Here is a 21914-nt window from a genome sequence, read left to right on the forward strand (position 1 = left end):
GCGGGGGCTCCGCACTGCGGGGTGAGGGTCAGCGCCAGAGACCGGCGGACCCGAGCGCCTTCTCCGGAGTGATCTGGATGACCACCCGTCGCGGGTTCGGTCGAGGCTGGCGGTAACGGCCGGCGTAGAGCTTCACGGCGTGCGCGACGGCGTCGGCATCCCGTTCGATCACTCCGCTGCCGGCGATGCTCAGCCACTGCGGGCCGGACAGCTGTGCGACCGTGGCACGCGGGTCGCGCTCGATGTTGCGCACCTTCTGGCTGCCGTCGCTCGTGATGATGCGCACGACGCCGTCGACGAGGGTGAACCCGACGGCCACGACATGGATGCCGCCCGACGGGCCCATCGTCGAAAGGGTCGCCAGGTGGCTGTCGGCGACGAACCGCAGACCGTCGTCGGTGAGGGCGGGGATGCTCATGCTTCCATCATGGGTGCCGCGAGATGGGCAGGCTGCCGCCGGCACGAGAGCCCGGGCTACGCTGGGGAAGGGTCATCGCTCATCGCTGGACAGCGATCGCGTCCGCCGCCGCTCGCTGCGACGTCAGCTCGATCCCGCTCTGGAGGACACCCATGAAGATCACCTCGACATCCGATTGGCGCGAGGAGATCCCCTTCGAGACTCCCATGATCGTGGCGAGCCTGGTCCCGGGCGAGCCGACGAGGTGCTCGGTCTGCGGCGGCGACTCCGAGCTGCGTCCTCGAACCGAGCTCTGGGCCGTGAAGCACCGGCATCCGAATCAGCACGCCGGCTACGTGCGCTTCTACTGCCAGCCCCACCTGCCGGTGCTCGAGCAGCCGGCACCGGTCGAGACGAGGCGCGCCGTTGCGCGGGCCGAGCGCACCGCAGCCATCCGGCGCACCCCATCGCTCGACGAGAAGCCGCGCGCGATGTGCCCGGACTGCTTCGTGGAGAGCTCGGCGACGGGCGTCTGCGGCATGTGCGGGCGGCAGGTCGCCTGACCCCGGCGTCGCTCGGGGATACCCCTCGGGGGTACACTTTCCGAGGAGTCATGATGCGCGTACGACTGATTCAGCGATCGGAGCAGCCATCGGCCTCGCCCCGATGGCTGCTCGCCGCGCTGTTCGCCGCGCTCGTGATCGCCGGCCTGCTCGGGATGCACACGTTGTCCACCGGTCACTCGGATTCGCGGGTCGCCGCCATATCGATGGGCACCATATCGATGGGCACCGCGTCCATAGGCACCGCGTCGATGGATGCCGACCATGGGCACGCCGCGCCCGGGCCCATGGAAGCGGATGCCGATTCAGGCTGCCTCGACTGCGGCACGAGCGACTCGCCGCACGCCATGATGATGGCCTGCGTCCTCGGGCTCCTCGTGACGCTGCTTCTGGTCTGTCGCACGGGGCCCGGACTGGTCCGTGCTCGCGGGCCGAGCATCGTCGCCCCATTCTTGCGAGCGGCAATCAGTCTGCGGCCACGGCCGCCCTCGCTCACAGTCCTGTCGATCAGTCGTACGTGATGGCGCCGTGCCCGGTCACCCAGACCGGGATCGCGCTCGGCCCGCGATGCGGGCACATTCACCGAATCGATCGACAGGACAGATTGTTATGAAGCAGCTTCGTATGACTGCGTTCGCGGCCACCCCGCTCGCGCTCGTGCTCGCACTCGCCGGATGCACCACCTCCGTCAGCAGCGACTCGGGGATGCCGGGAATGGATCATGGGGGTGGCGCATCGTCGTCGCCGTCCGCCACTGTTCAGGGGGAGTTCAACGCCGCGGACTCGACGTTCACGATGATGATGATTCCGCACCATCAGCAGGCGATCGAGATGAGCGACATGATCCTCGCGAAAGACGGCGTCGATCAGCGTGTCCGGGGTCTCGCGCAGCAGATCAAGGATGCTCAGGGCCCCGAGATCGAGATGATGGAGCGCTGGCTCGACGAGTGGGGGATGCCGTCTTCGGCGGGCATGGAGGGCATGGATCAGGGCGACGGGATGATGTCGGACGACGATATGACGGCTCTCGAAGCTGCTGACGGCCCGGAGGCGGGACGTCTGTACCTCGAGCAGATGGTCGAGCATCACCAGGGAGCCATCGAGATGGCTCAGGATGAGCTGGACGACGGAGCCAACCCCGGCGTGCTCGCCCTCGCGCAGCAGATCATCACCTCGCAGACCGCCGAGATCGCCACTATGCAGGAGCTGCTCGCGCAGCTCTGACCACGGCGGGGAGGGTCAGACGCGCGGCCCTCCCCGCTCCCCAATCCGTATGCATCCGGAATACCCCTCTGGGGTATCGAGTTGGATGCTTGTGAACATCCCTGCTGGTGCACGAGTACCGAGGAGGACGATCCCCATGACGAATCCACACGCGGCGCACGAGATGGCGGCCAGCCAGGTCGAGCACACCGGTCACATCGCCGACGGCGGAGGGCACGGCGGGCACAGCGGCCATGCCGGTCATGGTGCCGACCATGTCAGCCGGTTTCGGCGACTGTTCTGGATGAATCTGCTTCTCGCGATCCCGGTGGTCGGGTTCTCGAGCATGTTCGCGATGCTGCTCGGCTACCCACTGCCGGAGTTCCCCGGCGTCCAGCTGATCTCGCCGATCCTCGGAACGGTCATGTACTTCTGGGGCGGGTGGCCGTTCCTCACGGGAGCGGTCAGCGAACTTCGCGCGCGAAAGCCCGGGATGATGCTGCTGATCGGCCTGGCCATCACCGTCGCGTTCGTCGCCTCGTGGGGCGCCAGCCTCGGTCTGCTGGACCACGAACTGGAGTTCTGGTGGGAGCTCGCGCTGCTGATCGTCATCATGCTGCTCGGCCACTGGATCGAGATGCGTTCGCTGGCGCAGACCACGTCGGCACTGGATTCGCTCGCGGCTCTGCTTCCGGATGAGGCCGAGCGGGTCCAGGGTGATCAGGTCGTGACCGTGGCGCCGTCCGACCTGCGAGTGGGCGATGTCGTCGTGGTCCGCCCGGGTGGCAGCATCCCCGCCGACGGAAGGATCGTCGACGGCCGTGCCGACATGGACGAGTCGATGGTGACCGGCGAGTCCCGGACGGTTGCACGCAGCATCGGCGATGCGGTCACGGCGGGCACGGTCACCACTGACTCCGGACTGCGGGTCGAGGTCACCGCGACGGGAGAGAACACGACCCTCGCCGGCATCCAGCGTCTTGTGGCCGACGCGCAGAACTCCACCTCGCGTGCTCAGCGCATCGCCGACCGCGCCGCGGGATGGCTCTTCTGGTTCGCTCTGGGAGCCGCCGCGCTCACCGCGATCGTGTGGACCCTGCTCGGCGACCCCGACGCTGCGGTCGTGCGCACCATCACGGTTCTGGTCATCGCCTGCCCTCACGCGCTCGGCCTCGCGATCCCCCTGGTGGTCGCGATCGCGACAGAACGTGCCGCGCGCGGCGGGGTGCTGATCAAAGACCGCCTCGCCCTCGAGAGCATGCGCACGATCGACACCATGCTCTTCGACAAGACCGGCACCCTCACGAAAGGCGAACCGACCGTGACCGCCCTCGCGCCCGAGGGCGACCTCGACGCCGACACGGTCCTTGCACTTGCCGCCGCTGCTGAAGCCGACAGTGAGCACCCGCTCGCGAAGGCGATCGTGCGAGCTGCGACCGACCGCGGACTCGCGATCTCCACAGCGACCGGGTTCTCATCGTCGCCCTCGGTCGGCGTGGTCGCGACCGTCGACGGCCGGCAGGTCCGGGTCGGCGGGCCGCGACTGCTCGAGGAGCTCGGCACGGACGAAGTCACGGCCGCGGCGGGGTGGCGCGAAGACGGCGCGGTCATCCTCCACGTCGTGCGTGACGCAGAGGTGATCGGGGGTGTGAAGCTCGCCGACGAGATCCGCCCCGAATCGCGCGAAGCCGTCGACGCGCTGCACAGCCTCGGCATCCAGGTCGTCATGATCACCGGAGACGCAGAAGCCGTCGCCCAGTCCGTCGGCCGGGATCTCGGAGTCGACCGCGTCTTGGCGGGCGTGCGTCCCGAGGACAAGTCCGCGAAGGTGGCTGAACTTCAGCACGAGGGCCGTCAGGTGGCGATGGTCGGAGACGGCGTCAATGACGCACCCGCCCTCGCACAAGCCGACGTCGGCATCGCGATCGGCGCCGGCACTGATGTCGCGATCGCCTCCGCCGGCGTCATCCTCGCGAGCGATGACCCCCGCTCTGTGCTTTCGGTCATCGAGCTCTCGCGCGCCAGCTATCGCAAGATGAAGCAGAACCTGTGGTGGGCGGCCGGCTACAACCTGATTGCCGTGCCCCTCGCCGCCGGCGTGCTGGCGCCGGTCGGGTTCGTGCTGCCGATGTCGGTGGGCGCCATTCTGATGTCGCTGTCCACCATCGTCGTGGCACTCAACGCCCAGCTGCTTCGGCGCCTCGACCTTCGACCTGAGGCGAGTGTCCAGGCGATCCTGGATCGGCGAGCCTGACACAGCGGGGGACGTTCGGCCTGTTCGCAGCAGTCCCGAGGGAGGAAGATCGAGTTTGCACGCCGGCCATCGGACCGGCGTGAGAGAGGATGACGGCTCATGATGTACGGACAGGGTTTCGGGTGGGGCTGGATGTGGTTCGGCGGCATTCTGCTTCTGCTCATCCTGGCGGCGTTGATCGTTCTGATCGTCCGTGCGGCGAGCGCGGGCTCGTCCGGGCGCGCCGGGCAGGTGCCGCCCGCACCGGCGAGTTCCGCGAGGCAGATCGCGGAGGAGCGCCTCGCGCGGGGGGAGATCACGCCGGACGAGTTCAGACAGATTGCCCGCGCCCTCGAGGAACACCCATAGCATCACCTCGCCCGCCGCAGTCGCCCTCTTCACAGTCCCTCTCCATCAGCGCCAGGCGGCTGTGCGCGCACGACGCCGTCGCCGGCATCCGCCACAGTTCAGCGTTTTCTGTACTATGGCGTCCATGCTCACCGCAACCGCGTCGGCCACTCACGCCGCCGCTCCGGTGCGTCTCGGTCACGCGCTGTCGGACTCGACCAAGGTGGGAGTCCTTCTCGCCCCCGCCGTGAACGAACTGCTCGAGGTCGTCCTTCGCGTCGAGCCCGGCTGTTGCTCCGGCGACACCTGCACCTGCCCATGACCGCCTCGGCTCTTCTCGAGGAGCGCAAGCACACACTGCAGCGTCGGATCCGGTGGATCGTTGCGGCGACGATCGGCTACAACCTGGTCGAAGCCGTCGTCGCGATCACCGCCGGGACCATCGCGTCCTCGGCCGCGCTGATCGCGTTCGGACTGGACTCCGGCATCGAAGTCCTCTCCGCCGCCGCCGTCGCATGGCAATTCACCCGGCGCGACCCGCAGCGCTGGGAGAAGGCCACCCTGCGGGTGATCGCAATCGCGTTCTTCGCGCTCGCGATCTACGTCACGGTCACGTCATTGATCGCGCTGATATCGCGGGTCGAAGTCGAGCACAGTGCTCTGGGGATCGCCATCACCGCGCTGAGCGTGATCGTGATGCCCTTCCTCTCGCTCGCGGAACGCCGCACGGGCCGCGAACTCGGCTCGGCAAGCGCCATCGCCGACTCGAAGCAGACCCTCCTGTGCACCTATCTCTCCGCCGCCGTCCTGATCGGACTGGTGCTCAACAGCTTGTTCGGATGGTGGTGGGCGGACGCGATCGCCGGCCTCGTCATCGCCGGGTTCGCCGTTCGTGAAGGCCTCGAGGCATGGCGGGGGGACGCCTGCGCCACCTCGGTAGGAATGCTGCTCGAAGAAGAATCCGACGACCACGGCGGTGACGCCCGCTGACGGCCCGGCGCCGTCACGTGCGTTCGAGCTCAGCACGACCTCGGGGCCGGCGTCCGGATGCCGCCGGCGCGTCGCTCGCGAAGGGGAAGAAACCGCGCACCAATGCCCAGCCGAGTGCAGCGCCGACAAGCTGCGCGGCGATATATGGCAGGACTGACGTGGGCGCGATGCCGGCGAAGGTGTCGCTGAAGGCGCGGCCGATGGTGATCGCGGGGTTCGCGAAGCTCGTGGACGAGGTGAAGAAGTACCCGGCCCCGATGTACGCGCCGACGGCCGGTGCGGCGAGGTGCGAGCGGCCGGTGCGGACGAGGGCGAAGATCACCAGCACGAGACCGGCAGTGGCGACGACCTCGGCGAGGAGGTGTGGCCACGTTGCTCGATCGGTGGTGCTCCAGGAGATGGCCGGCGCAGCGAACATCAGGTTCGCAAGGATCGCGCCGCCGATGCATCCGAGGATCTGCACCGGGATGTAGGCCGTCGTGATCGCCACGCCCTTGCGATGCAGCAGGGCATCGACGATCGAGACCACCGGGTTGAAATGAGCTCCGGAGACGGTCTGGAAGATCAGGATGAGCACTGCCAGGCCCAGGGCGGTGGCGAACGCGTTCTCGAACAGCTGCAGGCCGACATCTGCGGGGGAGAGGGTCTGCGCGGCGATGCCGGAGCCGACGACCACGGCGCACAGCATGGCGCTGCCGAGGAACTCGCCGGCCAGGGCGCGAGTCGTATCCAGACTCACGACGCGATGAGCAACTGCGAGACGCGGGCGAGCGCTCCCGGCACGAGCGTGAAGTAAGCCCACGTGCCGCGCTTGCTGCGAGTGAGGAACCCCGCAGCGGTGAGCACCTTCAGGTGATGCGACACGGTGGACTGGCTCAGCCCGACCGGCTCGATCAGGTCGCAGACGCACGCCTCGGAGTCTTCCGATGCCGCGACGATCGACAGCAGACGCAAGCGGGCGGGGTCGGCGAGAGCCTTCAGCGTGGTGGCGAGCTGCTCCGCCTCCTCGGCGGAGAGCGGCTCACGCTGGAGGGGAGTGCAGCAGAGACCGGCAGAGACGTCGGCCACCTCGAGCATCGTGGTCATGCATCGACCCTAGTAGATATTGACAGATGTCGATAGATCAATGCACAATCAGCTATCGACGCTCATCGATATCACGTTGGAGGATGCTGTGACCTTGCTTGACCTGACGCCCCGCGTTGTCGAGAACGATCGACTGACCACTCTTCCGGTCGCGATCATCGGTGCCGGTCCGATCGGGCTCTCCGCAGCCGCGCACCTGCTGGAACGCGGCATCGGCTTCGTGATCTTCGAGGCTGGGGACCAGGCTGCGGCAAGCGTCCGCGCATGGGGTCACACGCGGCTGTTCTCGCCGTGGAAGCACCTGGTCGACCCGGCCTCGCGCCGACTGCTCGAGGCTCACGGATGGGAGCTGCCGGACCCCGAGCGCGCTCCGACCGGTACCGAGCTGGTGGAGAAGTACCTCGCCCCGCTGGCTGGGCTCGAGCCGATCGCATCCCGCCTGCGCACCGGCATCGAAGTGCTCGGGGTCACCCGGGAGGGAATGGATCGCACGCGTAGCCGGGCACGCTTCGCCACGCCGTTCGCGCTCCGCATTCGCACTGCGAGCGGCGAGATCGAGGACGTGTCCGCCCGCGCGGTCATCGATGCCTCAGGCACGTACCTCTCGCCGAATTCGCTGTCCTCCGGTGGGCTCCAGCTGCTGGGCATGACCGAGATCGCCGACCGTGTCACCGCTGCGCTGCCGGACGTGCTCGGCCGGGACCGCGCGCTGTTCGCCGGAGAGCACACCACTGTCGTCGGCGCCGGCCACTCCGCCGCGAACACCCTGCTCGGCCTGGTTGAGCTCGCTCGCGACGAGCCCGGCACGACAGTGACCTGGCTGATCCGCAACGCCCAGGCGGTTCGGGTGTCCTCCTCGACCGATGATGAGCTCGCCGAACGGGCGCGTCTCGGCAGCCGGGTCGACCAGGCGGTCGCTGACGGATGCATCGCCGTTCTCGACGGTTTCGAGATCATCCGCGGACGCCGCGCCGGCGACGCGGTGCAGCTCGTCGGCCACCGACACGGCGAGGTCGTCACTCACACCACCGACATCGTCGTGAACGCGACCGGCTTCCGCCCCGACCTGGACATGCTCCGCGAGATCCGTCTCGAGCTGGATGAGATCGTCGAAGCCCCCAAGCGCCTCGCGCCACTGATCGACCCGAACGTGCACTCCTGCGGCTCGGTCGAGCCGCACGGTTTTCGTGAGCTCGCCCACCCGGAGAAGGGCTTCTTCGTCGTCGGCATGAAGTCCTACGGGCGGGCACCCACGTTCCTGCTCGCCACCGGATACGAGCAGGTGCGCTCCGTGACCGCGTGGTTGGCCGGCGACACGGAAGCCGCCGCGAATGTGGAACTCGTGCTTCCCGCGACCGGGGTCTGCTCGACAGACGCGAGCGGCGGGGGCGGATGCTGCTCGTGACCACCATCCGCGGCCTGGTCTCGTCTGACCGTCGTGACCGGCCGGCCGCCCGAATCAGCAAATAGACTGCGGTCTATGAGTACCGGTTCGGGTCCGCGTGAGCTGACGATTCTCGGCGACCCGACCCGCGCACGGATCGTTCGGCTGATTCGCGACTCGCCCGATGGGCGCGCGCTCGTCGGCCGCCTCGCCGACTCACTCGGCCTGCGCCAGCCGACCGTCAGCCACCACATGAAGGCCCTCACCGAAGACGGAATCGTGATGCGACACCCGGAGGGGCGTGTCGTCTGGTATTCGCTGGACCCACGCAACGCCGAGCGCGTCCAGGCCCTCCTGGGAGACGGCACCGCGGTACCCGAAACCGAACCGGATCTGCCACGAATCGTCGAGGACCTCGCCGAGCGATATCGAGGCACATTCAGTGCGGAGACCGTCGAACGATACGTGTCGCAAAGCCACGAACTTCTCTCGTCCGACAACCCCACCCCTCTTCTCGGATCGCGAGTCGCCGCGTTTGCGACACTGCAACTCGACGCGCTCGCGCGATCCGAGGCGACTCATCGCGCGGTTCCCGAAGTGCTGTTCGTCTGCGTGGAAAACGCAGGGCGATCGCAACTCGCCGCCGGCATCCTGCGCCAGCTGGCGGGTGATCGGGTGCTCGTCCGCACCGCCGGCTCCGCCCCCGCCCACGCCGTGCGAGTGACGATCGTCACCGCCCTCGACGAGATCGGCGTCCCACTCGGGGGCGAGTTCCCCAAGCCGCTCACAGACGAAGCGGTCCGCGCTGCCGATGTCGTCGTGACCATGGGATGCGGCGACGCCTGCCCCGTCTACCCCGGTCGGCGCTATCTCGACTGGGACATCGAGGATCCCGTCGGAAAGCCGCTGGAGTCCATCCGCGCGATCCGTGACGACATCGACGCGCGCGTTCGAGCGCTCCTGGCCGAGCTGCTGCCGCATTGATCGTTCGCGACCGATTACTCAACACATAGATTTGGGTCTATGCTTTTGGGAGAAAGCGAGGCGCCATGACCGACAAGCCCACCGTCCTCTTCGTCTGCGTCCACAACGCAGGACGGTCGCAGATGGCCGCAGGATTCCTCCGTGAGCTCGGCGGTGGCGACATCGACGTGCTCTCTGCGGGATCCGCACCGAAGGACCAGATCAACCCGGTCGCGATCGAGGCGATGGCCGAAGAGGGCATCGATATCGCCGACAACACCCCGAAGGTGCTGACGGTCGATGCGGTCAAGGTGTCCGACGTGGTGATCACGATGGGGTGCGGCGACGTGTGCCCGATCTTCCCCGGCAAGCGCTATGAGGATTGGGTGCTCGATGATCCGGCAGGCCAGGGCATCGAGGCCGTCCGCCCCATCCGCGACGAGATTCGGCGCCGCGTCGAGGCGCTGCTGCTAGATCTTGCACCGTCCCAGGGTGCAGCGTGACTAGGCCATGGCTAGGCCATGACTAGGCCTCGACACGCACCGCGTCTGCAGGCCGTAAGGGGTGCCGCCACCGCAGCGTCGCTGCTCGCAGTCGCCGTTCTGCTCGGCGCGTGTGCCGGATCATCGGCCGACGGCGACAGATCGAGTGGAGGGCTCAGCGGCACGGTGCTTGCGGACGGTTCATCTACGGTCGCACCGCTGACGGACGCCGCCCGTGATCTCTTCATCGGCGAGCAGCCGGACGTGGAGATCAAGATCACGACGACCGGCACGACCGCCGGCTTCCGGTCGTTCTGCGCCGGCATCACCGACATTTCCAACGCGTCACGCGCGATCTCGCAGGAGGAGATCGCCACATGCTCAGGCGCGGGCATCGAGTTCACCGAGATCATCGTCGCCAACGATGGACTGTCGGTCGTTCTGAACCCCGGGAACGACTGGGCGACGGACCTGTCGGTCGATCAGCTTCACACCATCTGGGCGCCGGAATCCGCGGGGGAGGTCACCAACTGGAACCAGGTTGACCCCGACTTTCCCGACCAGCCGCTGGTCCTTTTCGGTCCTGGTCGCGACTCAGGAACGCTCGATTTCTTCACCGCTGCGGTCAACGGCGAAGAGGGCGCGATTCGTTCGGACTACCGCGCATCCGAGGACGACAACGTCACGGTCGACGGTGTCGCGAAAGAGGTCGGAGCGATCGGGTTTCTCGGCCTGAGCTACGTCAATGCGAACGAGGGCTCGATCGTCGCGGCATCCATCGATGGCGTTGCACCCAGCACGAAGACGGTACAAGACGGCAGCTACACGCCACTCAGTCGCCCTCTGTTCATCTACGTCAGCAACACTTTCTATGCGGACAAGCCCCAGGTGAAGGCATTCGTCGACTTCTACGTCGACAACGCGCTGGAAATCGCTGCGCGAGCACTGGTCGTGCCGCTCACCGGCACCCAGATCACGACCGCTCAGAACGAGCTCGCGTCACTCGATTGAGCGGCCGACAAGTCCAGTAGGAAGCCCATCATGCACATCGTCGCCATCGGCGGCAGCGACGCGGGAATCTCCGCTGCACTGCGCGCCAGAGAAATCGATCCCAGCGTCGAGGTCACCGTCGTCGTCGCCGACGCCTACCCGAACTACTCCATCTGCGGCATCCCGTATTACTTCTCAGGCGATGTGAAGCCCTGGCAATCCCTGGCACACCGCTCGCACGCGGACCTCGAGGCGACGGGCATGCGGCTTCGACTGGATACCGTCGCGACCGCAATCGATGTCGCCGGCCGGCGGCTGACTGTGCAGGACCAACGCGGCGAGTCCGTCATCGACTACGACGAGCTGGTCGTCGGCACCGGCGCGCTTCCCGCCTACGCCGGCATCAGCGGACTCGACCAGCTCGGACCGGAAGACGGCGTGCACGTCATCCACTCCATGGGCGACACGTTCGCGCTGGACGCCCACCTCAGCGAACGCGACCCGCGCAGCGCCATCATCATCGGCGCCGGCTACGTCGGCCTCGAGATGGCGGAGGGCTTCACCGCTCGAGGAATCGCCGTGACGCAGCTTCAGCGCGGCCCCGAAGTGCTGTCCACGGTCGACCCGGAACTGGCCTGGCTCGTGCACGCCGAGCTGGTCGAACACGGCGTCTCCGTCCACACGAACACCACCGTGCGCGCCGTGGAGAAGACGGCGGCGGGGCTCACGGTGCGTGCGGAGCACGAGGGTCAGCCTGTCACCTTCACCTCCGATCTCGTCCTTGCCGTCGTGGGGGTTCGCCCCAACACGAGCCTGCTCGAGCGTGCCGGCGCGACCCTCGGCGCGGGCCGGGCGGTGATGGTCGACGAGCACATGCGCACCGGTGTTCCGCACGTTTTCGCCGCCGGCGACGGTGTCGTGACGCATCACCGCCTTCTCGGCGTGACCTATCTCCCCTTGGGCACGACAGCGCACAAGCAGGGCCGCATCGCCGGGGAGAATGCGCTGGGCGGATCGGCGCGATTCGCCGGCTCCGTGGGCACTCAGGTCGTCAAGGTGTTCGACCTCGTCGCTGCCCGCACCGGGCTGCGCGATCTCGAGGCCGCCGCCGGTGGATACTCGCCGGCCAGCACGCAGACCGTCGCAGACGACCACAAGCGCTACTACCCGCAAGCGCAGCCGATCAACATCCGCATCACCGGCGACACCGGCACCGGACTTCTGCTCGGTGCTCAACTCGTCGGCCGACTCGGAACCGAGACCGCGAAGCGCGTCGACATCTACGCGACGGCGCTCTTCGCCGGCCTGACAGTCGATCAGATCAGCGACCTCGATCTGTCGTACACCCCACCGCTGGGGTCCCCGTGGGATGCCGTGCAAGCCGCGACACAGGCATGGTCGCGAGCGAACCCCACCGATGCCCGGCGAACGACCCATTCCGCCCCGCTTTCCTGACACCGTACGCTCAACCGCCGTTCACCCGATCCTCGTCGATGAGTCATCTCGTGTCTCTACGTTCTTCTCATCCCGACCTTTCGCAGCGCTTTTGCGCGCGCGTAGGGAAACACCGAGAGGAACAGCACATGTCATACCTTCACCGCCCGTTCAGACTCGCCGCGGCAGGCGTAGCCCTGCTCGCCACCGCCAGCCTGGTGCTGGTCGGCTGCGCCGGCGACCCGGCTTCTGAGGCGAGCGGTGACGGCGCGACCGTCGACGCTGCCACGGCCACGAGTCTGGTCGACTTCGGCACGCTCGAGGACCTCGAGACCGCAGCCAAGGCCGAGGGCAAGCTGAACGTCATCGCGCTGCCGCGCGACTGGGCCAACTACGGCGAGATCCTCGACCTGTTCGCCGAGAAGTACCCCGAGATCACGGTCGATGAGCAGTCGCCCGACGTATCCAGCGCCGAAGAGATCCAGGCGGCTGAGACCAACGCCGGGCTCGACACCGCCCCAGACGTGTTCGACATCGGCCTCACCGTCGCCCTGCAGAACACCGACGTGTTCGCGCCGTACCAGGTGCAGACGTGGGATGACATCCCCGATGCGCTCAAGGAGCCGACCGGACTGTTCGTCGGCGACTACGGCGGATACATGTCGATCGGCTACGACTCGGCCAAGTTCGAGGCGCCGGCCGCGCTGGATGATCTGCTGGACCCGGCGTACAAGTCCGCGGTCGCGATCAACGGCGACCCCACCCAGGCCGGTGCGGCGTTCGCAGCGGTCGGCCTCGCGACCGTGCAGAGCGGCGGGACTCTGGATGACTTCCAGCCGGGCATCGACTTCTTCTCCGAGCTCAACGCCGCAGGCAACATGCTCAAGGTCGATGTCACGACCGCGACTGTCGCCAGCGGAGAGACCCCGGTCGTGTTCGACTGGGACTACCTGAACGCCGCGCACGCCGGCGACAACGCCGACTGGAAGGTCGTGGTCCTGCCCGGCACCGGCTACGCGGGCTACTACAACCAGGCGATCAACAAGGACGCGCCGCACCCTGCCGCTGCGCGCCTCTGGCAGGAGTTCCTCTACAGCGACGAGGTGCAGAACCTGTGGCTGAAGGGTGGCGCACGTCCGGTTCGGATGGAGGCCATGACCGCTGCCGGAACGATCGACGAAGCGCTCGCCGCCGCACTGCCCGAAGCGCCCGCTGACACCGTCGTGCCGACCGAGGCGCAGAGCACGGCCGCCGGCGAGCTGCTCGGCGAGAAGTGGGCCGCGGCGATTCAGTGACATCGCCCGACCTCGTCGCCGGTCCTGATCTGGATCGGGTGACAAGCCCCGCCGTGCCGGAGCCAACCGCTCCGGCACGGCGCGGTGCCGTGCGCGTCGGGTGGGCGTGGCTCGGTCTGGTCCCGTTCACTGCATATGTGCTGCTGTTCCTCGCGCTGCCCACCGTTCTGGCGGTCGGTTCCGGGCTGTTCGACGATGACGGAGCCTTCACGCTCGCCAACGTGGCTGCGCTCGGTGATCCCGTGATCCTGACCACCTTCTGGAACTCCGCGTGGCTGTCGCTGCTGACCGCCCTGATCGGCGCGATCGTCGGCGCGATCGTCTGCTACGCCCTTCTGGGCCTGCCGGAGACCGGCGCCGTTCGGACGATGGTGGATGCCGCATCCGGTGTGCTGGCGCAGTTCGGCGGCGTGATGCTCGCGTTCGCGTTCATCGCCACGATCGGCCTGCAGGGGCTGGTCACCACGTTCCTGATGGACGGCTTCGGGATCGACATCTTCGCGAACGGACCGTGGATCTACGAACTGCCCGGGCTGATACTTCCGTACATCTACTTCCAGGTGCCGCTCATGATCATCACGTTCATGCCTGCCCTCTCAGCGCTCAAGCCGCAGTGGGCCGAGGCGAACCTCACGCTCGGCGGCACGTCATCGGGGTTCTGGCAGCACGTCGGAATCCCCGTGCTGGCGCCGTCATTCTTCGCGAGCCTCCTGCTGCTGTTCGCAAACGCGTTCTCCTCATACGCGACGGCTGCCGCCCTCGCCAGCCAGGGGTCGCAGATCGTGCCCCTGCAGATTCGCACCGCGCTGACCAGCGAGACGCTCCTCGGTCGCGAGAACCTCGCCGGCGCACTCGCTTTCGGGATGATCGTCGTGGTGGCGATCGTCATGTGGGCATATTCGTTCATTCAGCGACGTGCATCCCGGTGGCAGGCATGAACGGACTGGCACCGCGCCCGCTGACCCGCTGGATCATCGGCATCGTCGTCGGCTTTCTGTTCGCTCTCCCGCTGGTATCCACACTCCTCTTCACGCTCAAGGACGGCGACGGGTACTCGCTGGTGCACTGGACGAGTCTGTTCGACCCGGCCAAGGCGGCGGTGTTCGCCCCGATCTGGGTGGGGCTCGGCAATTCCCTGATCCTCGCGGTCGTCACGGTGGCGATCGTCCTGTTCCTCCTGGCGCCCACCATGCTGCTGATCGCCCTGCGGTTCCCCTCCTTTCGTCGCCCGTTCGAGTTCCTTGTGCTGCTGCCGATCACGATCCCCGCGATCGTCCTCGTCGTCGGACTGGCCCCGATCTATCAGCAGATCGGACGCACCCTCGGTACCGGCGCCTGGACGCTCGCGTTCGCCTACGGCATCACCGTGCTCCCGTTCGCCTACCGATCCATCCAGGCATCCATCGACGCGATCGACGTCCGCACCCTCTCCGAAGCCGCCCGCTCGCTCGGTGCCGACTGGTTCACCGTCGTCACCCGCGTGCTCGCTCCGAACCTCCGCCCCGGCCTGCTGGCGGCATCCCTCATCTCGGTCGCCGTCGTTCTGGGGGAGTTCACGATCGCGTCGATCCTGAATCGCCAGGTACTGCAGACAGGGCTGGTCGTGGTGAACAAGATCGACGCATATGCCTCAGCGATGTTCACCCTGATGGCACTCGCGTTCGCCTTCCTGCTGCTGCTCATCATCGGGCGGGCCGGACGACCCTCCGCCGGAAAGAAGAACTCATGACCAACCCGCGGAGTCTGCCCCGCACCGCCGACAATCTGCTGCTGGCCGCCGTCGGCGATGGCACCCGTGCGGAATTCCGGGGTGTCGTCAAGGACTACGGCACCAACCGCGTGCTGCACGGTGTGGACCTGGATGTCGCCCCCGGCGAGTTCGTCTCGCTCTTGGGGCCATCCGGATGCGGGAAGACGACCGCACTGCGCGTCCTCGCTGGCCTGGAGCAGGCAACCGAAGGCTCCGTCTACCTGGGCGGACGAGACGTCTCGAGGGTGCCGACGAACAAGCGTGACATCGGCATGGTGTTCCAGTCCTACTCGCTGTTCCCTCACCTTCGGGTCATCGACAACACCGCGTTCGGACTCCGCCGTCGCGGTGTTCGTCCGGCCGAAGCGCACAAGCGCGCGGGCGATGCCCTCGACCTCGTCGGTCTCGGACATCTCGCCGACCGATACGCCCACCAGCTCTCCGGCGGGCAGCAGCAGCGCGTCGCGCTCGCACGCGCGCTGGTGACCGAGCCGCGGGTGCTGCTGTTGGACGAGCCCCTGTCGGCACTGGATGCGAAGGTGAGGGTGCAGCTGCGCGACGAGATCCGCCGCATCCAGCTGCGGCTCGGTATCACGACCGTCTTCGTCACCCACGATCAAGAAGAAGCCCTCGCCGTCTCCGATCGGATCGCGGTGATGAGCGCCGGACGCATCGAGCAGATCGGGACACCCGAAGACCTGTATCTGCGACCTGCCACGCCCGAAGTCGCCGCGTTCGTCGGATTGTCGAGCTTGGTGCCCGGGGTCGTCTCACACGGCGTGGCGACCGTCTGGGGTCAGGCTCTGCCGCTGCAGTCTCCCCTGCGTGACGGAGCGGTGGAGGTGTTCCTTCGGCCCGAGAACCTCAGATTCGTCGGACCGGGTGACCCTGGTATCGGCGCCGTCGTCCACGAGAGCACCTTCCTCGGCAGCTTCCGCCGCACCGTCGTCCGCACTGATGACGGACACCTCGTACGACTGCAGCATGCGGCATCAGATCACGTCGAATTCGGGGATGCTGTCAGGATCGCCATCACGCCCTCGCCGGTCGCCGTGCGTCCGCGACCCACCTCGACGCAGGACGACGCCGAAGCGTGATCGAGGTACGCAAGGTGTCTGCATCACCGCGTCTGTGCACCAGCGCGCCGGATGCGCGGGCAATGACGGGTCCGGCGGCGCAGCGATCGACAGCAGCGAGAGCGCAGCAGTGGTCAGGCGCTTCGGATACTGGAGGGCGATGTTCGGGGTGAAGTGGTCGTCGGCGGTCGTGTATCGGTTCTGAAGCCCATCGGCGAGGATCCGCCAGGGGCGATTGAGCGCCCACTCCGAGAGGTCGACCTCCCGGTCGCCGGTATTGCGAAACTCCACGAAGTCGTCGTCAGAGCCGGCCGGGGCAGCCCGGAATGTTCGCTCCGGTTTCACTGACCGTTCATAGGGGCCGATCGCTCGTCCTGGGAGTGTTGGTGGCGGCGGAATACTGCATCGCCACCCGTGCAGGAACGGTGCTGAGAGGGGCACATCATGAGCGACACGACCACCGAGGCTCCCGTGATGGAGCTGCTGGCACGCATGACGACCGACTCGTTCGAGTCGTCGAGCCTCGACATCGACACTCTCATCCTGGTGCGCCTCGCTGCGCTCGTGGCCGTCGACGCCCCACCGGTGTCGTACGCGCTGAACCTCGGGTTCTCGCTCGAGGACGGGCTGGACGTGGACAGCATCCGCGGCCTCCTCACCGCGATCGCGCCGATCGTCGGCACTGCGAAGATCGCGTCCGCCACGGGCAACATCGTGCGCGCTCTGTCGAACGAGGTAGAGCTGGGCGATCTTGAAGTCGCTGAGTTGGAGGACGACTTCGAAGGGGACGACGTCGACGAATAGACGCTCGTCGGGGTGGCGACATCGTCCACTGATGTTCACGAAGTCGTCAGCTCGTCGTCACTCCGGCGCATGACCGCATTCATGCGCCGGGGTCATTCTTGAGACTTCATCCGGCCGTGCCTCGGCCGGACGTAGGGCCGCCGGGATATACCCGGACGTCGGGCCGCCGGGATATACTACGGCCGGACGTACAGCGGCCGGACGTACAGCGGCCGGGGGAGGTGCGATGGGTTCTCCGACGATGTCAGTCCTCGCCTGGGCCGAATCGCCTCTTCAGCTCGTCGGAGCAGCCGAGTGGGCGGCCGCTCATGGGCGCCGCGTGCCGCTTGCCGGCCGGCTCACCGCCCAGATGTCGTCGACCGCCGACGAGCTCGTCGAACGCGGTGCGATGTTCGGCCCAAGCGAGCCGTATCTGGGCATCCCGTGGAATCTTCTCGCGACGCACCGCCACTGGTTGGTGGGTGACGGCTTCTCGGGGCAGTTCCGGCTGGCGGCGTCGATCCTGCGGCCGCGCCGGATCACGTTCCTCGACGATGGAGCGAATGCGATCGCCTTCGCCGACGCTCTGACCGGCCGTGGGCCGTACTCCCGGCCCGGAGTGGTCGAGCGAGGAATGACCAGGCGGTTGGTGCCGTTCGCGATCGAGCAGGTTCTCGGCCGGGCGCTGGCCGGCGACGTCGAGATCTTCACGGCTTTCGACTTCGGTGAGCGGCGATCCGCAGACCTTGCCGACATCGGCGTGCGGGTCGAACGTCATCGATTCGAGTGGACGCGGCGTACTGCGCGCCCGTTCACGCCCGTCACCGATGGACGGGTGCTGCTCGGCAGCGCGCGACCCGTCGACGGACGGATGCCGTTGGCCGAGTACCTCGATTGGGTGAGGCGCGAAGCCTCGCTCGCACCGGTCACCTACCTGCCGCATCGGCGCGAATCAGCCGTCCAGACCGCGGCTGTCTCCGCGATCCCCGGCGTTCACGTGTGGACGCAGTCCCTGCCGGCGGAGCTGATCCTGGCAGGGGCCACCGAGCCACTCGAGATCCTGACGCTTCCGTCGTCGACGACGACCACCCTCCCTCTGGTTCTGCAGGGAACGGGCAGTGTGATCCGCAGCGGCCGTTCCGAGATCGACACCGAGGGCTGGAGCGTCACCGCGTGACCGAGGTCGTCGCCGTCATCCCCGCCCGGGGCGGGTCGAAGGGGGTGCCCCGCAAGAACGTGCGCCGCGTGGGCGGCGTTCCGCTCGTGGCGCGGGCGATCGCCGCGGCCCGTGCCACGGCATCCGTCGAGAGAGTGTTCGTCTCCACCGACGACCAGGAGATCGCCGCCGTGGCGCAGGAGTGGGGGGCGCACGTGATCGCCCGCCCGGCCGAACTCGCTGACGACGAGGCCAGCAGCGAGAGCGTCCTGCTGCACGCCCTGGACGCGCTCGAAGATCAGGGCATCATCCCTGAGGTGCTCGTCTTCCTCCAGGCGACCTCGCCGTTCATCGACCCGCGGGACATCGACGTCGCGATCGACCTCGTGGCCGCCAACGAACACGACTGCGTCTTCTCGGCGATCGAGACCTACGGGTTTGTCTGGGCCGCCGACGCCGGCATCGCCAGTGGTGTCAACCACGACCCGAGTGTTCGACCGCGGCGTCAGGACCGCGAGCCTCACTACCTCGAGACCGGGGCGTTCTATGTCATGGATGCCGCTGGATTCCGCGACGCTCGCCACAGGTTCTTCGGCAGGGTGGGGTTGGTCGAGGTCGCCGAGCGCACCGCGATCGAGATCGACTCCGAAGAGCAGTTGGCCCTTGCGCAGGCGATCGCGCCGCTGTTCGCACACGACAACGTCCTGATGGGCGCCGCTGCCGTGGTGACCGACTTCGACGGGGTGCACACCGACGACACGGTGCATACGGATGCCGATGGGCGGGAGAGCGTGCGGGTGAGCAGGTCTGACGGGATGGGCATCGCACGGCTGCGCCGCGCCGGCATTCCCGTCCTGATCCTGTCCGCTGAGACGAATCCGGTCGTGAGCGCCCGGGCGCGCAAGCTCGAGGTCGATGTCCTCCAGGGCGTGCAGGACAAAGTCGGCGCACTCCGCGAGTGGGCGAAGGCCCAGGGTGTCCCGCTTTCGCGCATCGCCTATATCGGCAACGACATCAACGATCTCGGGTGTCTCGAGGTCGTCGGCTTTCCGGTGGCCGTTCCGGAGGCCCATCCGCTCGTCCTCGCCGCCGCGCGGGTGGTCGTGAGCCGCACCGGAGGACACGGGGCGGTCAGGGAACTGGCCGACCGTGTGCTCCGCGACCAGGGGGATCCCGGCCTCACAACAGCACTGCGCAGCTCAGCTACGCCACACGAAGGGCACCACTGATGACCGTGACGATCGGATCGAGGGTGATCGGAGGCGGTCGCCCCGCCTACGTGATCGCCGAGATCGGCCTGAACCACAACGGCGACGTCGAGCTCGCCAAGCAGCTGATCGACGTCGCAGCCGATGCCGGCGCGGACGCCGTGAAGTTCCAGAAGCGCACACCGGAGATCTCGACGCCTGCGCACATGCGGGACATGCCGCGAGAGACGCCCTGGGGAACGATGACCTATCTCGAGTATCGCTATCGAGTCGAGTTCACCCGTCAGCAGTACATCGAGGTCGCCGACCACGCCCTCATCCGAGGTCTCGATTGGTTCGCCTCCCCGTGGGATGTGCCGAGTGTGGAGTTCCTCGAGGACCTGAGCGTCGTCGCGCACAAGATCGCCTCCGCATGCCTGACCGACATCCCGCTGCTGGAAGCCGTGCGCGACACCGGCAAGCCGGTCATCCTCTCCACCGGCATGTCGACGATCGAGCAGGTGGACGCCGCCATCGAGGTGCTCGGCACCGACCGGCTCGTACTGATGCACGCGACCTCGACCTACCCGATGGAGCCGGAAGAGGCGAACCTGCGGATGATCCCCGCTCTGCGCGACCGCTACCCGGGCGTGCCGGTGGGCTACTCGGGCCACGAGCGCGGCCTGCAGATCTCGCTGGCCGCGGTCGCGCTCGGCGCGGTCACGGTGGAACGGCACATCACCCTCGACCGCACGATGTGGGGTTCCGACCACGCGGCATCCCTCGAACCAACCGGTCTTCAGCACCTGATCCGCGACATCCGCATCGTCGAGCGCGCTCTGGGCGACGGCGTCAAGCGCGTGTTCCCGGGAGAGCAGGCGCCGATGGCGAAGCTGCGCCGCGTCCTCACATGACCGATGGTCCGCTCAGCGTCGTCGCGATCGCCGACACGGACTCGTATGTGAAGTGGGCGGCGGCCCTTCTCGGCACTCTGCCGAAGGGGTCGAACGCCGATCTGCTGATCGTCGAGACGCCGCTTGCGGTGAGCGCCGCGCAGCAGCAGACCGCGCTCGCGCGCAGCGGACTCGACCCGGAGCGCGTTCGCCGGGTCGAGTTCGATGACCTCACCGCCGCGCTGCGCGGGCTTGCGCCGGATGCCGTTCTGGTCGCTGCCCGGGGGCCGGTCGTCAGAGTGCTCATCGGGGTGGTCGCTGCGCTCGATCCTCGCCCTGTGATCGTCACAGGTCTGCCCGGCATCTCCATTCCCGAAACGACCGCAGCCATCGTCCACCGCACGCAGAGCGATCTGTTCGTTCTGCACTCCACACGGGAGGTCGCGGCTTTCTCGCGGCTCGCGCGTCGTCGCGGTCTTTCCCACCGCTTCGCGCTGGCTCGACTGCCATTCGCCGAGAGCGCCGCGACGATCGAGCCGGCCGCCCTCGGGGGAACGGACCTCGTCTTCGCCTCGCAAGCGATCGTTCCGCACGAACACGCAGACCGAATGCGGCTCGCCCAGCTCCTTCTGTCCGCCGCCCACGCGAATCCGGGCAAACGCGTCGTGGTCAAAGAGCGCGCCGCGTCGGGCGAGCATCAGACTCATAAGCAGCGTCACGGTCTTCCTGCGCTCCTTCGCCGACTCGGGCCGCTTCCCGAGAACCTCGTCGTGTCGACAGAGTCGATGGCGCGGGCGCTGGACACGGCAGAGGGCCTGGTCACGGTCAGCTCGACCGCCGCGATCGAAGCGGTCGCGCGGGGGATCCCTGTCATCGCCCTCGACTCCTTCGGCGTGCACGACAAGCTCATCAACACGGTCTTCGTCGGCAGCGGGCTGCTCGGCTCTGACGAAGCCGTCATCCGGCGGGAGTTCCGGCATCCTGCCCCCGTGTGGCTCGAGGAGAACTACTTCCACGACCCGGCGAAGGACGACTGGATCGCGCACGTCGGTCAGCTGGTCGTCCTGCGACGCGCGGGGGCGCTCCCGCCCAAGCCGGGTCGGGTGCGCCGCGGTGGTCGGGTGCGGGACGCGTGGGAGCGCAAGCTCGCTCTCGGACGCAAAGACCGCTCGCTGTCCGGCGCCGCCGTCTACGCCGCCGTCGTTCCTCTGCGCGCGCTGCTGAGGCCCATTCTGCGGCCGTACTACCGCCGCAAACTCAGGGCTGCCTGAGGGTGATCCGATTCCCGCCGGCTCCCTGGGAGACGGGCGAACCGCTCACCGGGTGCCGGGGGCGAACCGGCGTGTGAGCACCGCGTCCAGCGCCCACCCCACGAGCAGTGCGATCGCGATGGAGATCAGGACGGCCGCGACGGGGTATGCGGGCAGGAGGCGGGCGATTGCGGCTCCGATGAAGGACTGGTACACGGCCCACGCGCATGCTGCAAGCGCGCACAGTCCGAGGTAGCGGGGCGCCGGGAGCCGTTCGGCGCCGGCGGTGAGGTTCACGGCAATACGCGCGAACGGGATGAATCGGGCGGTGAACACGACCGCGGCGGTGCTGCGCGCCAGCCGGCGCTTCGCCCAGGCCCGCATCGAGACCACTCGCGGCGCCCGCGACCACCTCCACCGATCGACACCGATCGTGCGACCGATCGTGTAG

25 protein-coding genes are annotated in these 21914 nt (G+C 67.7%); 21 read left to right on the plus strand and 4 right to left on the minus strand.

What is annotated here, in order from left to right:
* Positions 1 to 28: 28 nt before the first annotated feature.
* The gene (locus QZV84_RS08040; RefSeq protein WP_292827985.1) at positions 29 to 418 is read right to left on the minus strand and encodes a PPOX class F420-dependent oxidoreductase; all 390 of its coding nucleotides are present in this window, start codon (positions 416 to 418) and stop codon (positions 29 to 31) included.
* Between the two features lie 152 nt (positions 419 to 570).
* Between QZV84_RS08040 and QZV84_RS08045 the strand changes: the two genes are divergently transcribed.
* From QZV84_RS08045 to QZV84_RS08075, 7 genes are all read left to right on the plus strand, one after another.
* The gene (locus QZV84_RS08045; RefSeq protein ID WP_292827988.1) at positions 571 to 960 is read left to right on the plus strand and encodes a glucose-6-phosphate dehydrogenase; all 390 of its coding nucleotides are present in this window, start codon (positions 571 to 573) and stop codon (positions 958 to 960) included.
* A 53-nt stretch (positions 961 to 1013) separates the two neighbouring features.
* The gene (locus tag QZV84_RS08050; RefSeq protein ID WP_292827991.1) at positions 1014 to 1481 is read left to right on the plus strand and encodes a DUF6153 family protein; all 468 of its coding nucleotides are present in this window, start codon (positions 1014 to 1016) and stop codon (positions 1479 to 1481) included.
* Positions 1482 to 1584: 103 nt separating this feature from the next.
* The gene (locus QZV84_RS08055) at positions 1585 to 2184 is read left to right on the plus strand and encodes a DUF305 domain-containing protein (protein ID WP_292827994.1); all 600 of its coding nucleotides are present in this window, start codon (positions 1585 to 1587) and stop codon (positions 2182 to 2184) included.
* Positions 2185 to 2347: 163 nt separating this feature from the next.
* On the plus strand, positions 2348 to 4417 hold the full coding sequence (locus QZV84_RS08060) for a heavy metal translocating P-type ATPase (RefSeq protein WP_292828105.1): 2070 nt from the start codon (positions 2348 to 2350) through the stop codon (positions 4415 to 4417).
* 132 nt (positions 4418 to 4549) lie between these two features.
* Positions 4550 to 4765, plus strand: coding sequence for an SHOCT domain-containing protein (locus QZV84_RS08065; RefSeq protein WP_292827997.1), 216 nt, complete (start codon positions 4550 to 4552; stop codon positions 4763 to 4765).
* A gap of 124 nt (positions 4766 to 4889) precedes the next feature.
* Entirely contained in the window at positions 4890 to 5066 is a 177-nt protein-coding gene (locus tag QZV84_RS08070) for a hypothetical protein (RefSeq protein WP_292828000.1), read from the plus strand.
* Positions 5063 to 5734, plus strand: a complete 672-nt coding sequence (locus tag QZV84_RS08075; protein ID WP_292828003.1) for a cation transporter — start codon at positions 5063 to 5065, stop codon at positions 5732 to 5734. Before QZV84_RS08070 ends, QZV84_RS08075 begins: the two co-directional genes overlap by 4 nt.
* Before the next feature lie 13 nt (positions 5735 to 5747).
* Here QZV84_RS08075 and QZV84_RS08080 read toward each other — a convergent pair whose 3' ends face one another.
* Together QZV84_RS08080 and QZV84_RS08085 are read right to left on the minus strand one after the other, a co-directional pair.
* Entirely contained in the window at positions 5748 to 6422 is a 675-nt protein-coding gene (locus QZV84_RS08080) for an aquaporin (RefSeq protein WP_363331893.1), read from the minus strand.
* 47 nt (positions 6423 to 6469) lie between these two features.
* Positions 6470 to 6820, minus strand: coding sequence for a metalloregulator ArsR/SmtB family transcription factor (locus QZV84_RS08085; RefSeq protein WP_292828008.1), 351 nt, complete (start codon positions 6818 to 6820; stop codon positions 6470 to 6472).
* Positions 6821 to 6908: 88 nt separating this feature from the next.
* Between QZV84_RS08085 and QZV84_RS08090 the strand changes: the two genes are divergently transcribed.
* The 14 genes from QZV84_RS08090 (at position 6909) to QZV84_RS08155 (ending at position 21484) form a co-directional block, all read left to right on the plus strand.
* The gene (locus QZV84_RS08090) at positions 6909 to 8225 is read left to right on the plus strand and encodes an FAD-dependent oxidoreductase (RefSeq protein ID WP_292828011.1); all 1317 of its coding nucleotides are present in this window, start codon (positions 6909 to 6911) and stop codon (positions 8223 to 8225) included.
* Between the two features lie 75 nt (positions 8226 to 8300).
* Entirely contained in the window at positions 8301 to 9188 is an 888-nt protein-coding gene (locus tag QZV84_RS08095) for a metalloregulator ArsR/SmtB family transcription factor (protein ID WP_292828014.1), read from the plus strand.
* 65 nt (positions 9189 to 9253) lie between these two features.
* Entirely contained in the window at positions 9254 to 9670 is a 417-nt protein-coding gene (locus tag QZV84_RS08100; RefSeq protein WP_292828016.1) for an arsenate reductase ArsC, read from the plus strand.
* An 18-nt stretch (positions 9671 to 9688) separates the two neighbouring features.
* Positions 9689 to 10660, plus strand: a complete 972-nt coding sequence (locus tag QZV84_RS08105; protein WP_292828019.1) for a PstS family phosphate ABC transporter substrate-binding protein — start codon at positions 9689 to 9691, stop codon at positions 10658 to 10660.
* 30 nt (positions 10661 to 10690) lie between these two features.
* A complete protein-coding gene (locus QZV84_RS08110; RefSeq protein ID WP_292828022.1) occupies positions 10691 to 12094 on the plus strand; it encodes an FAD-dependent oxidoreductase in 1404 nt (467 codons plus the stop codon).
* A 128-nt stretch (positions 12095 to 12222) separates the two neighbouring features.
* Positions 12223 to 13368 (plus strand): extracellular solute-binding protein, encoded by a 1146-nt coding sequence (locus tag QZV84_RS08115; RefSeq protein ID WP_292828026.1) that lies wholly within the window; start codon positions 12223 to 12225, stop codon positions 13366 to 13368.
* 53 nt (positions 13369 to 13421) lie between these two features.
* Positions 13422 to 14306, plus strand: a complete 885-nt coding sequence (locus QZV84_RS08120) for an ABC transporter permease (RefSeq protein WP_292828029.1) — start codon at positions 13422 to 13424, stop codon at positions 14304 to 14306.
* On the plus strand, positions 14303 to 15097 hold the full coding sequence (locus tag QZV84_RS08125) for an ABC transporter permease subunit (RefSeq protein ID WP_292828032.1): 795 nt from the start codon (positions 14303 to 14305) through the stop codon (positions 15095 to 15097). Before QZV84_RS08120 ends, QZV84_RS08125 begins: the two co-directional genes overlap by 4 nt.
* On the plus strand, positions 15094 to 16215 hold the full coding sequence (locus tag QZV84_RS08130) for an ABC transporter ATP-binding protein (RefSeq protein ID WP_292828035.1): 1122 nt from the start codon (positions 15094 to 15096) through the stop codon (positions 16213 to 16215). The genes QZV84_RS08125 and QZV84_RS08130 overlap by 4 nt, the downstream gene beginning before the upstream one ends.
* A 423-nt stretch (positions 16216 to 16638) precedes the next feature.
* Positions 16639 to 16998: a carboxymuconolactone decarboxylase gene (locus QZV84_RS08135; protein ID WP_292828038.1), complete on the plus strand. Its 360-nt coding sequence runs from the start codon at positions 16639 to 16641 to the stop codon at positions 16996 to 16998.
* A 241-nt stretch (positions 16999 to 17239) separates the two neighbouring features.
* Positions 17240 to 18154 carry a hypothetical protein gene (locus QZV84_RS08140; protein WP_292828041.1) on the plus strand — a complete coding sequence of 305 codons (915 nt, stop codon included), beginning with the start codon at positions 17240 to 17242 and terminating at the stop codon, positions 18152 to 18154.
* On the plus strand, positions 18151 to 19362 hold the full coding sequence (locus QZV84_RS08145; RefSeq protein ID WP_292828044.1) for an acylneuraminate cytidylyltransferase: 1212 nt from the start codon (positions 18151 to 18153) through the stop codon (positions 19360 to 19362). The genes QZV84_RS08140 and QZV84_RS08145 overlap by 4 nt, the downstream gene beginning before the upstream one ends.
* Positions 19362 to 20234 (plus strand): N-acetylneuraminate synthase family protein, encoded by an 873-nt coding sequence (locus QZV84_RS08150; RefSeq protein ID WP_292828047.1) that lies wholly within the window; start codon positions 19362 to 19364, stop codon positions 20232 to 20234. The genes QZV84_RS08145 and QZV84_RS08150 overlap by 1 nt, the downstream gene beginning before the upstream one ends.
* Positions 20231 to 21484 (plus strand): DUF6716 putative glycosyltransferase, encoded by a 1254-nt coding sequence (locus QZV84_RS08155; RefSeq protein WP_292828050.1) that lies wholly within the window; start codon positions 20231 to 20233, stop codon positions 21482 to 21484. The genes QZV84_RS08150 and QZV84_RS08155 overlap by 4 nt, the downstream gene beginning before the upstream one ends.
* A 45-nt stretch (positions 21485 to 21529) precedes the next feature.
* Here QZV84_RS08155 and QZV84_RS08160 read toward each other — a convergent pair.
* On the minus strand, positions 21530 to 21914 hold a 385-nt coding region (locus QZV84_RS08160), incomplete at its 5' end, for a VTT domain-containing protein (protein WP_292828053.1).

It is taken from the genome of Microbacterium sp. (genome assembly GCF_011620715.1).
GTDB lineage: Bacteria > Actinomycetota > Actinomycetes > Actinomycetales > Microbacteriaceae > Microbacterium.

Excerpts from the sequence above, each read along its gene's own strand:
- QZV84_RS08040 (WP_292827985.1), bottom strand. The coding sequence starts at position 418 with ATGAGCATCCCCGCCCTCACCGACGACGGTCTGCGGTTCGTCGCCGAC.
- QZV84_RS08045 (WP_292827988.1), top strand. The coding sequence starts at position 571 with ATGAAGATCACCTCGACATCCGATTGGCGCGAGGAGATCCCCTTCGAG.
- QZV84_RS08050 (WP_292827991.1), top strand. The coding sequence starts at position 1,014 with ATGCGCGTACGACTGATTCAGCGATCGGAGCAGCCATCGGCCTCGCCC.
- QZV84_RS08055 (WP_292827994.1), top strand. The coding sequence starts at position 1,585 with ATGACTGCGTTCGCGGCCACCCCGCTCGCGCTCGTGCTCGCACTCGCC.
- QZV84_RS08060 (WP_292828105.1), top strand. The coding sequence starts at position 2,348 with ATGGCGGCCAGCCAGGTCGAGCACACCGGTCACATCGCCGACGGCGGA.
- QZV84_RS08065 (WP_292827997.1), top strand. The coding sequence starts at position 4,550 with ATGTGGTTCGGCGGCATTCTGCTTCTGCTCATCCTGGCGGCGTTGATC.
- QZV84_RS08070 (WP_292828000.1), top strand. The coding sequence starts at position 4,890 with ATGCTCACCGCAACCGCGTCGGCCACTCACGCCGCCGCTCCGGTGCGT.
- QZV84_RS08075 (WP_292828003.1), top strand. The coding sequence starts at position 5,063 with ATGACCGCCTCGGCTCTTCTCGAGGAGCGCAAGCACACACTGCAGCGT.
- QZV84_RS08080 (WP_363331893.1), bottom strand. The coding sequence starts at position 6,422 with ATGCTGTGCGCCGTGGTCGTCGGCTCCGGCATCGCCGCGCAGACCCTC.
- QZV84_RS08085 (WP_292828008.1), bottom strand. The coding sequence starts at position 6,820 with ATGACCACGATGCTCGAGGTGGCCGACGTCTCTGCCGGTCTCTGCTGC.
- QZV84_RS08095 (WP_292828014.1), top strand. The coding sequence starts at position 8,301 with ATGAGTACCGGTTCGGGTCCGCGTGAGCTGACGATTCTCGGCGACCCG.
- QZV84_RS08100 (WP_292828016.1), top strand. The coding sequence starts at position 9,254 with ATGACCGACAAGCCCACCGTCCTCTTCGTCTGCGTCCACAACGCAGGA.
- QZV84_RS08105 (WP_292828019.1), top strand. The coding sequence starts at position 9,689 with ATGACTAGGCCTCGACACGCACCGCGTCTGCAGGCCGTAAGGGGTGCC.
- QZV84_RS08110 (WP_292828022.1), top strand. The coding sequence starts at position 10,691 with ATGCACATCGTCGCCATCGGCGGCAGCGACGCGGGAATCTCCGCTGCA.
- QZV84_RS08115 (WP_292828026.1), top strand. The coding sequence starts at position 12,223 with ATGTCATACCTTCACCGCCCGTTCAGACTCGCCGCGGCAGGCGTAGCC.
- QZV84_RS08125 (WP_292828032.1), top strand. The coding sequence starts at position 14,303 with ATGAACGGACTGGCACCGCGCCCGCTGACCCGCTGGATCATCGGCATC.
- QZV84_RS08130 (WP_292828035.1), top strand. The coding sequence starts at position 15,094 with ATGACCAACCCGCGGAGTCTGCCCCGCACCGCCGACAATCTGCTGCTG.
- QZV84_RS08135 (WP_292828038.1), top strand. The coding sequence starts at position 16,639 with ATGAGCGACACGACCACCGAGGCTCCCGTGATGGAGCTGCTGGCACGC.
- QZV84_RS08140 (WP_292828041.1), top strand. The coding sequence starts at position 17,240 with ATGTCAGTCCTCGCCTGGGCCGAATCGCCTCTTCAGCTCGTCGGAGCA.
- QZV84_RS08150 (WP_292828047.1), top strand. The coding sequence starts at position 19,362 with ATGACCGTGACGATCGGATCGAGGGTGATCGGAGGCGGTCGCCCCGCC.
- QZV84_RS08155 (WP_292828050.1), top strand. The coding sequence starts at position 20,231 with ATGACCGATGGTCCGCTCAGCGTCGTCGCGATCGCCGACACGGACTCG.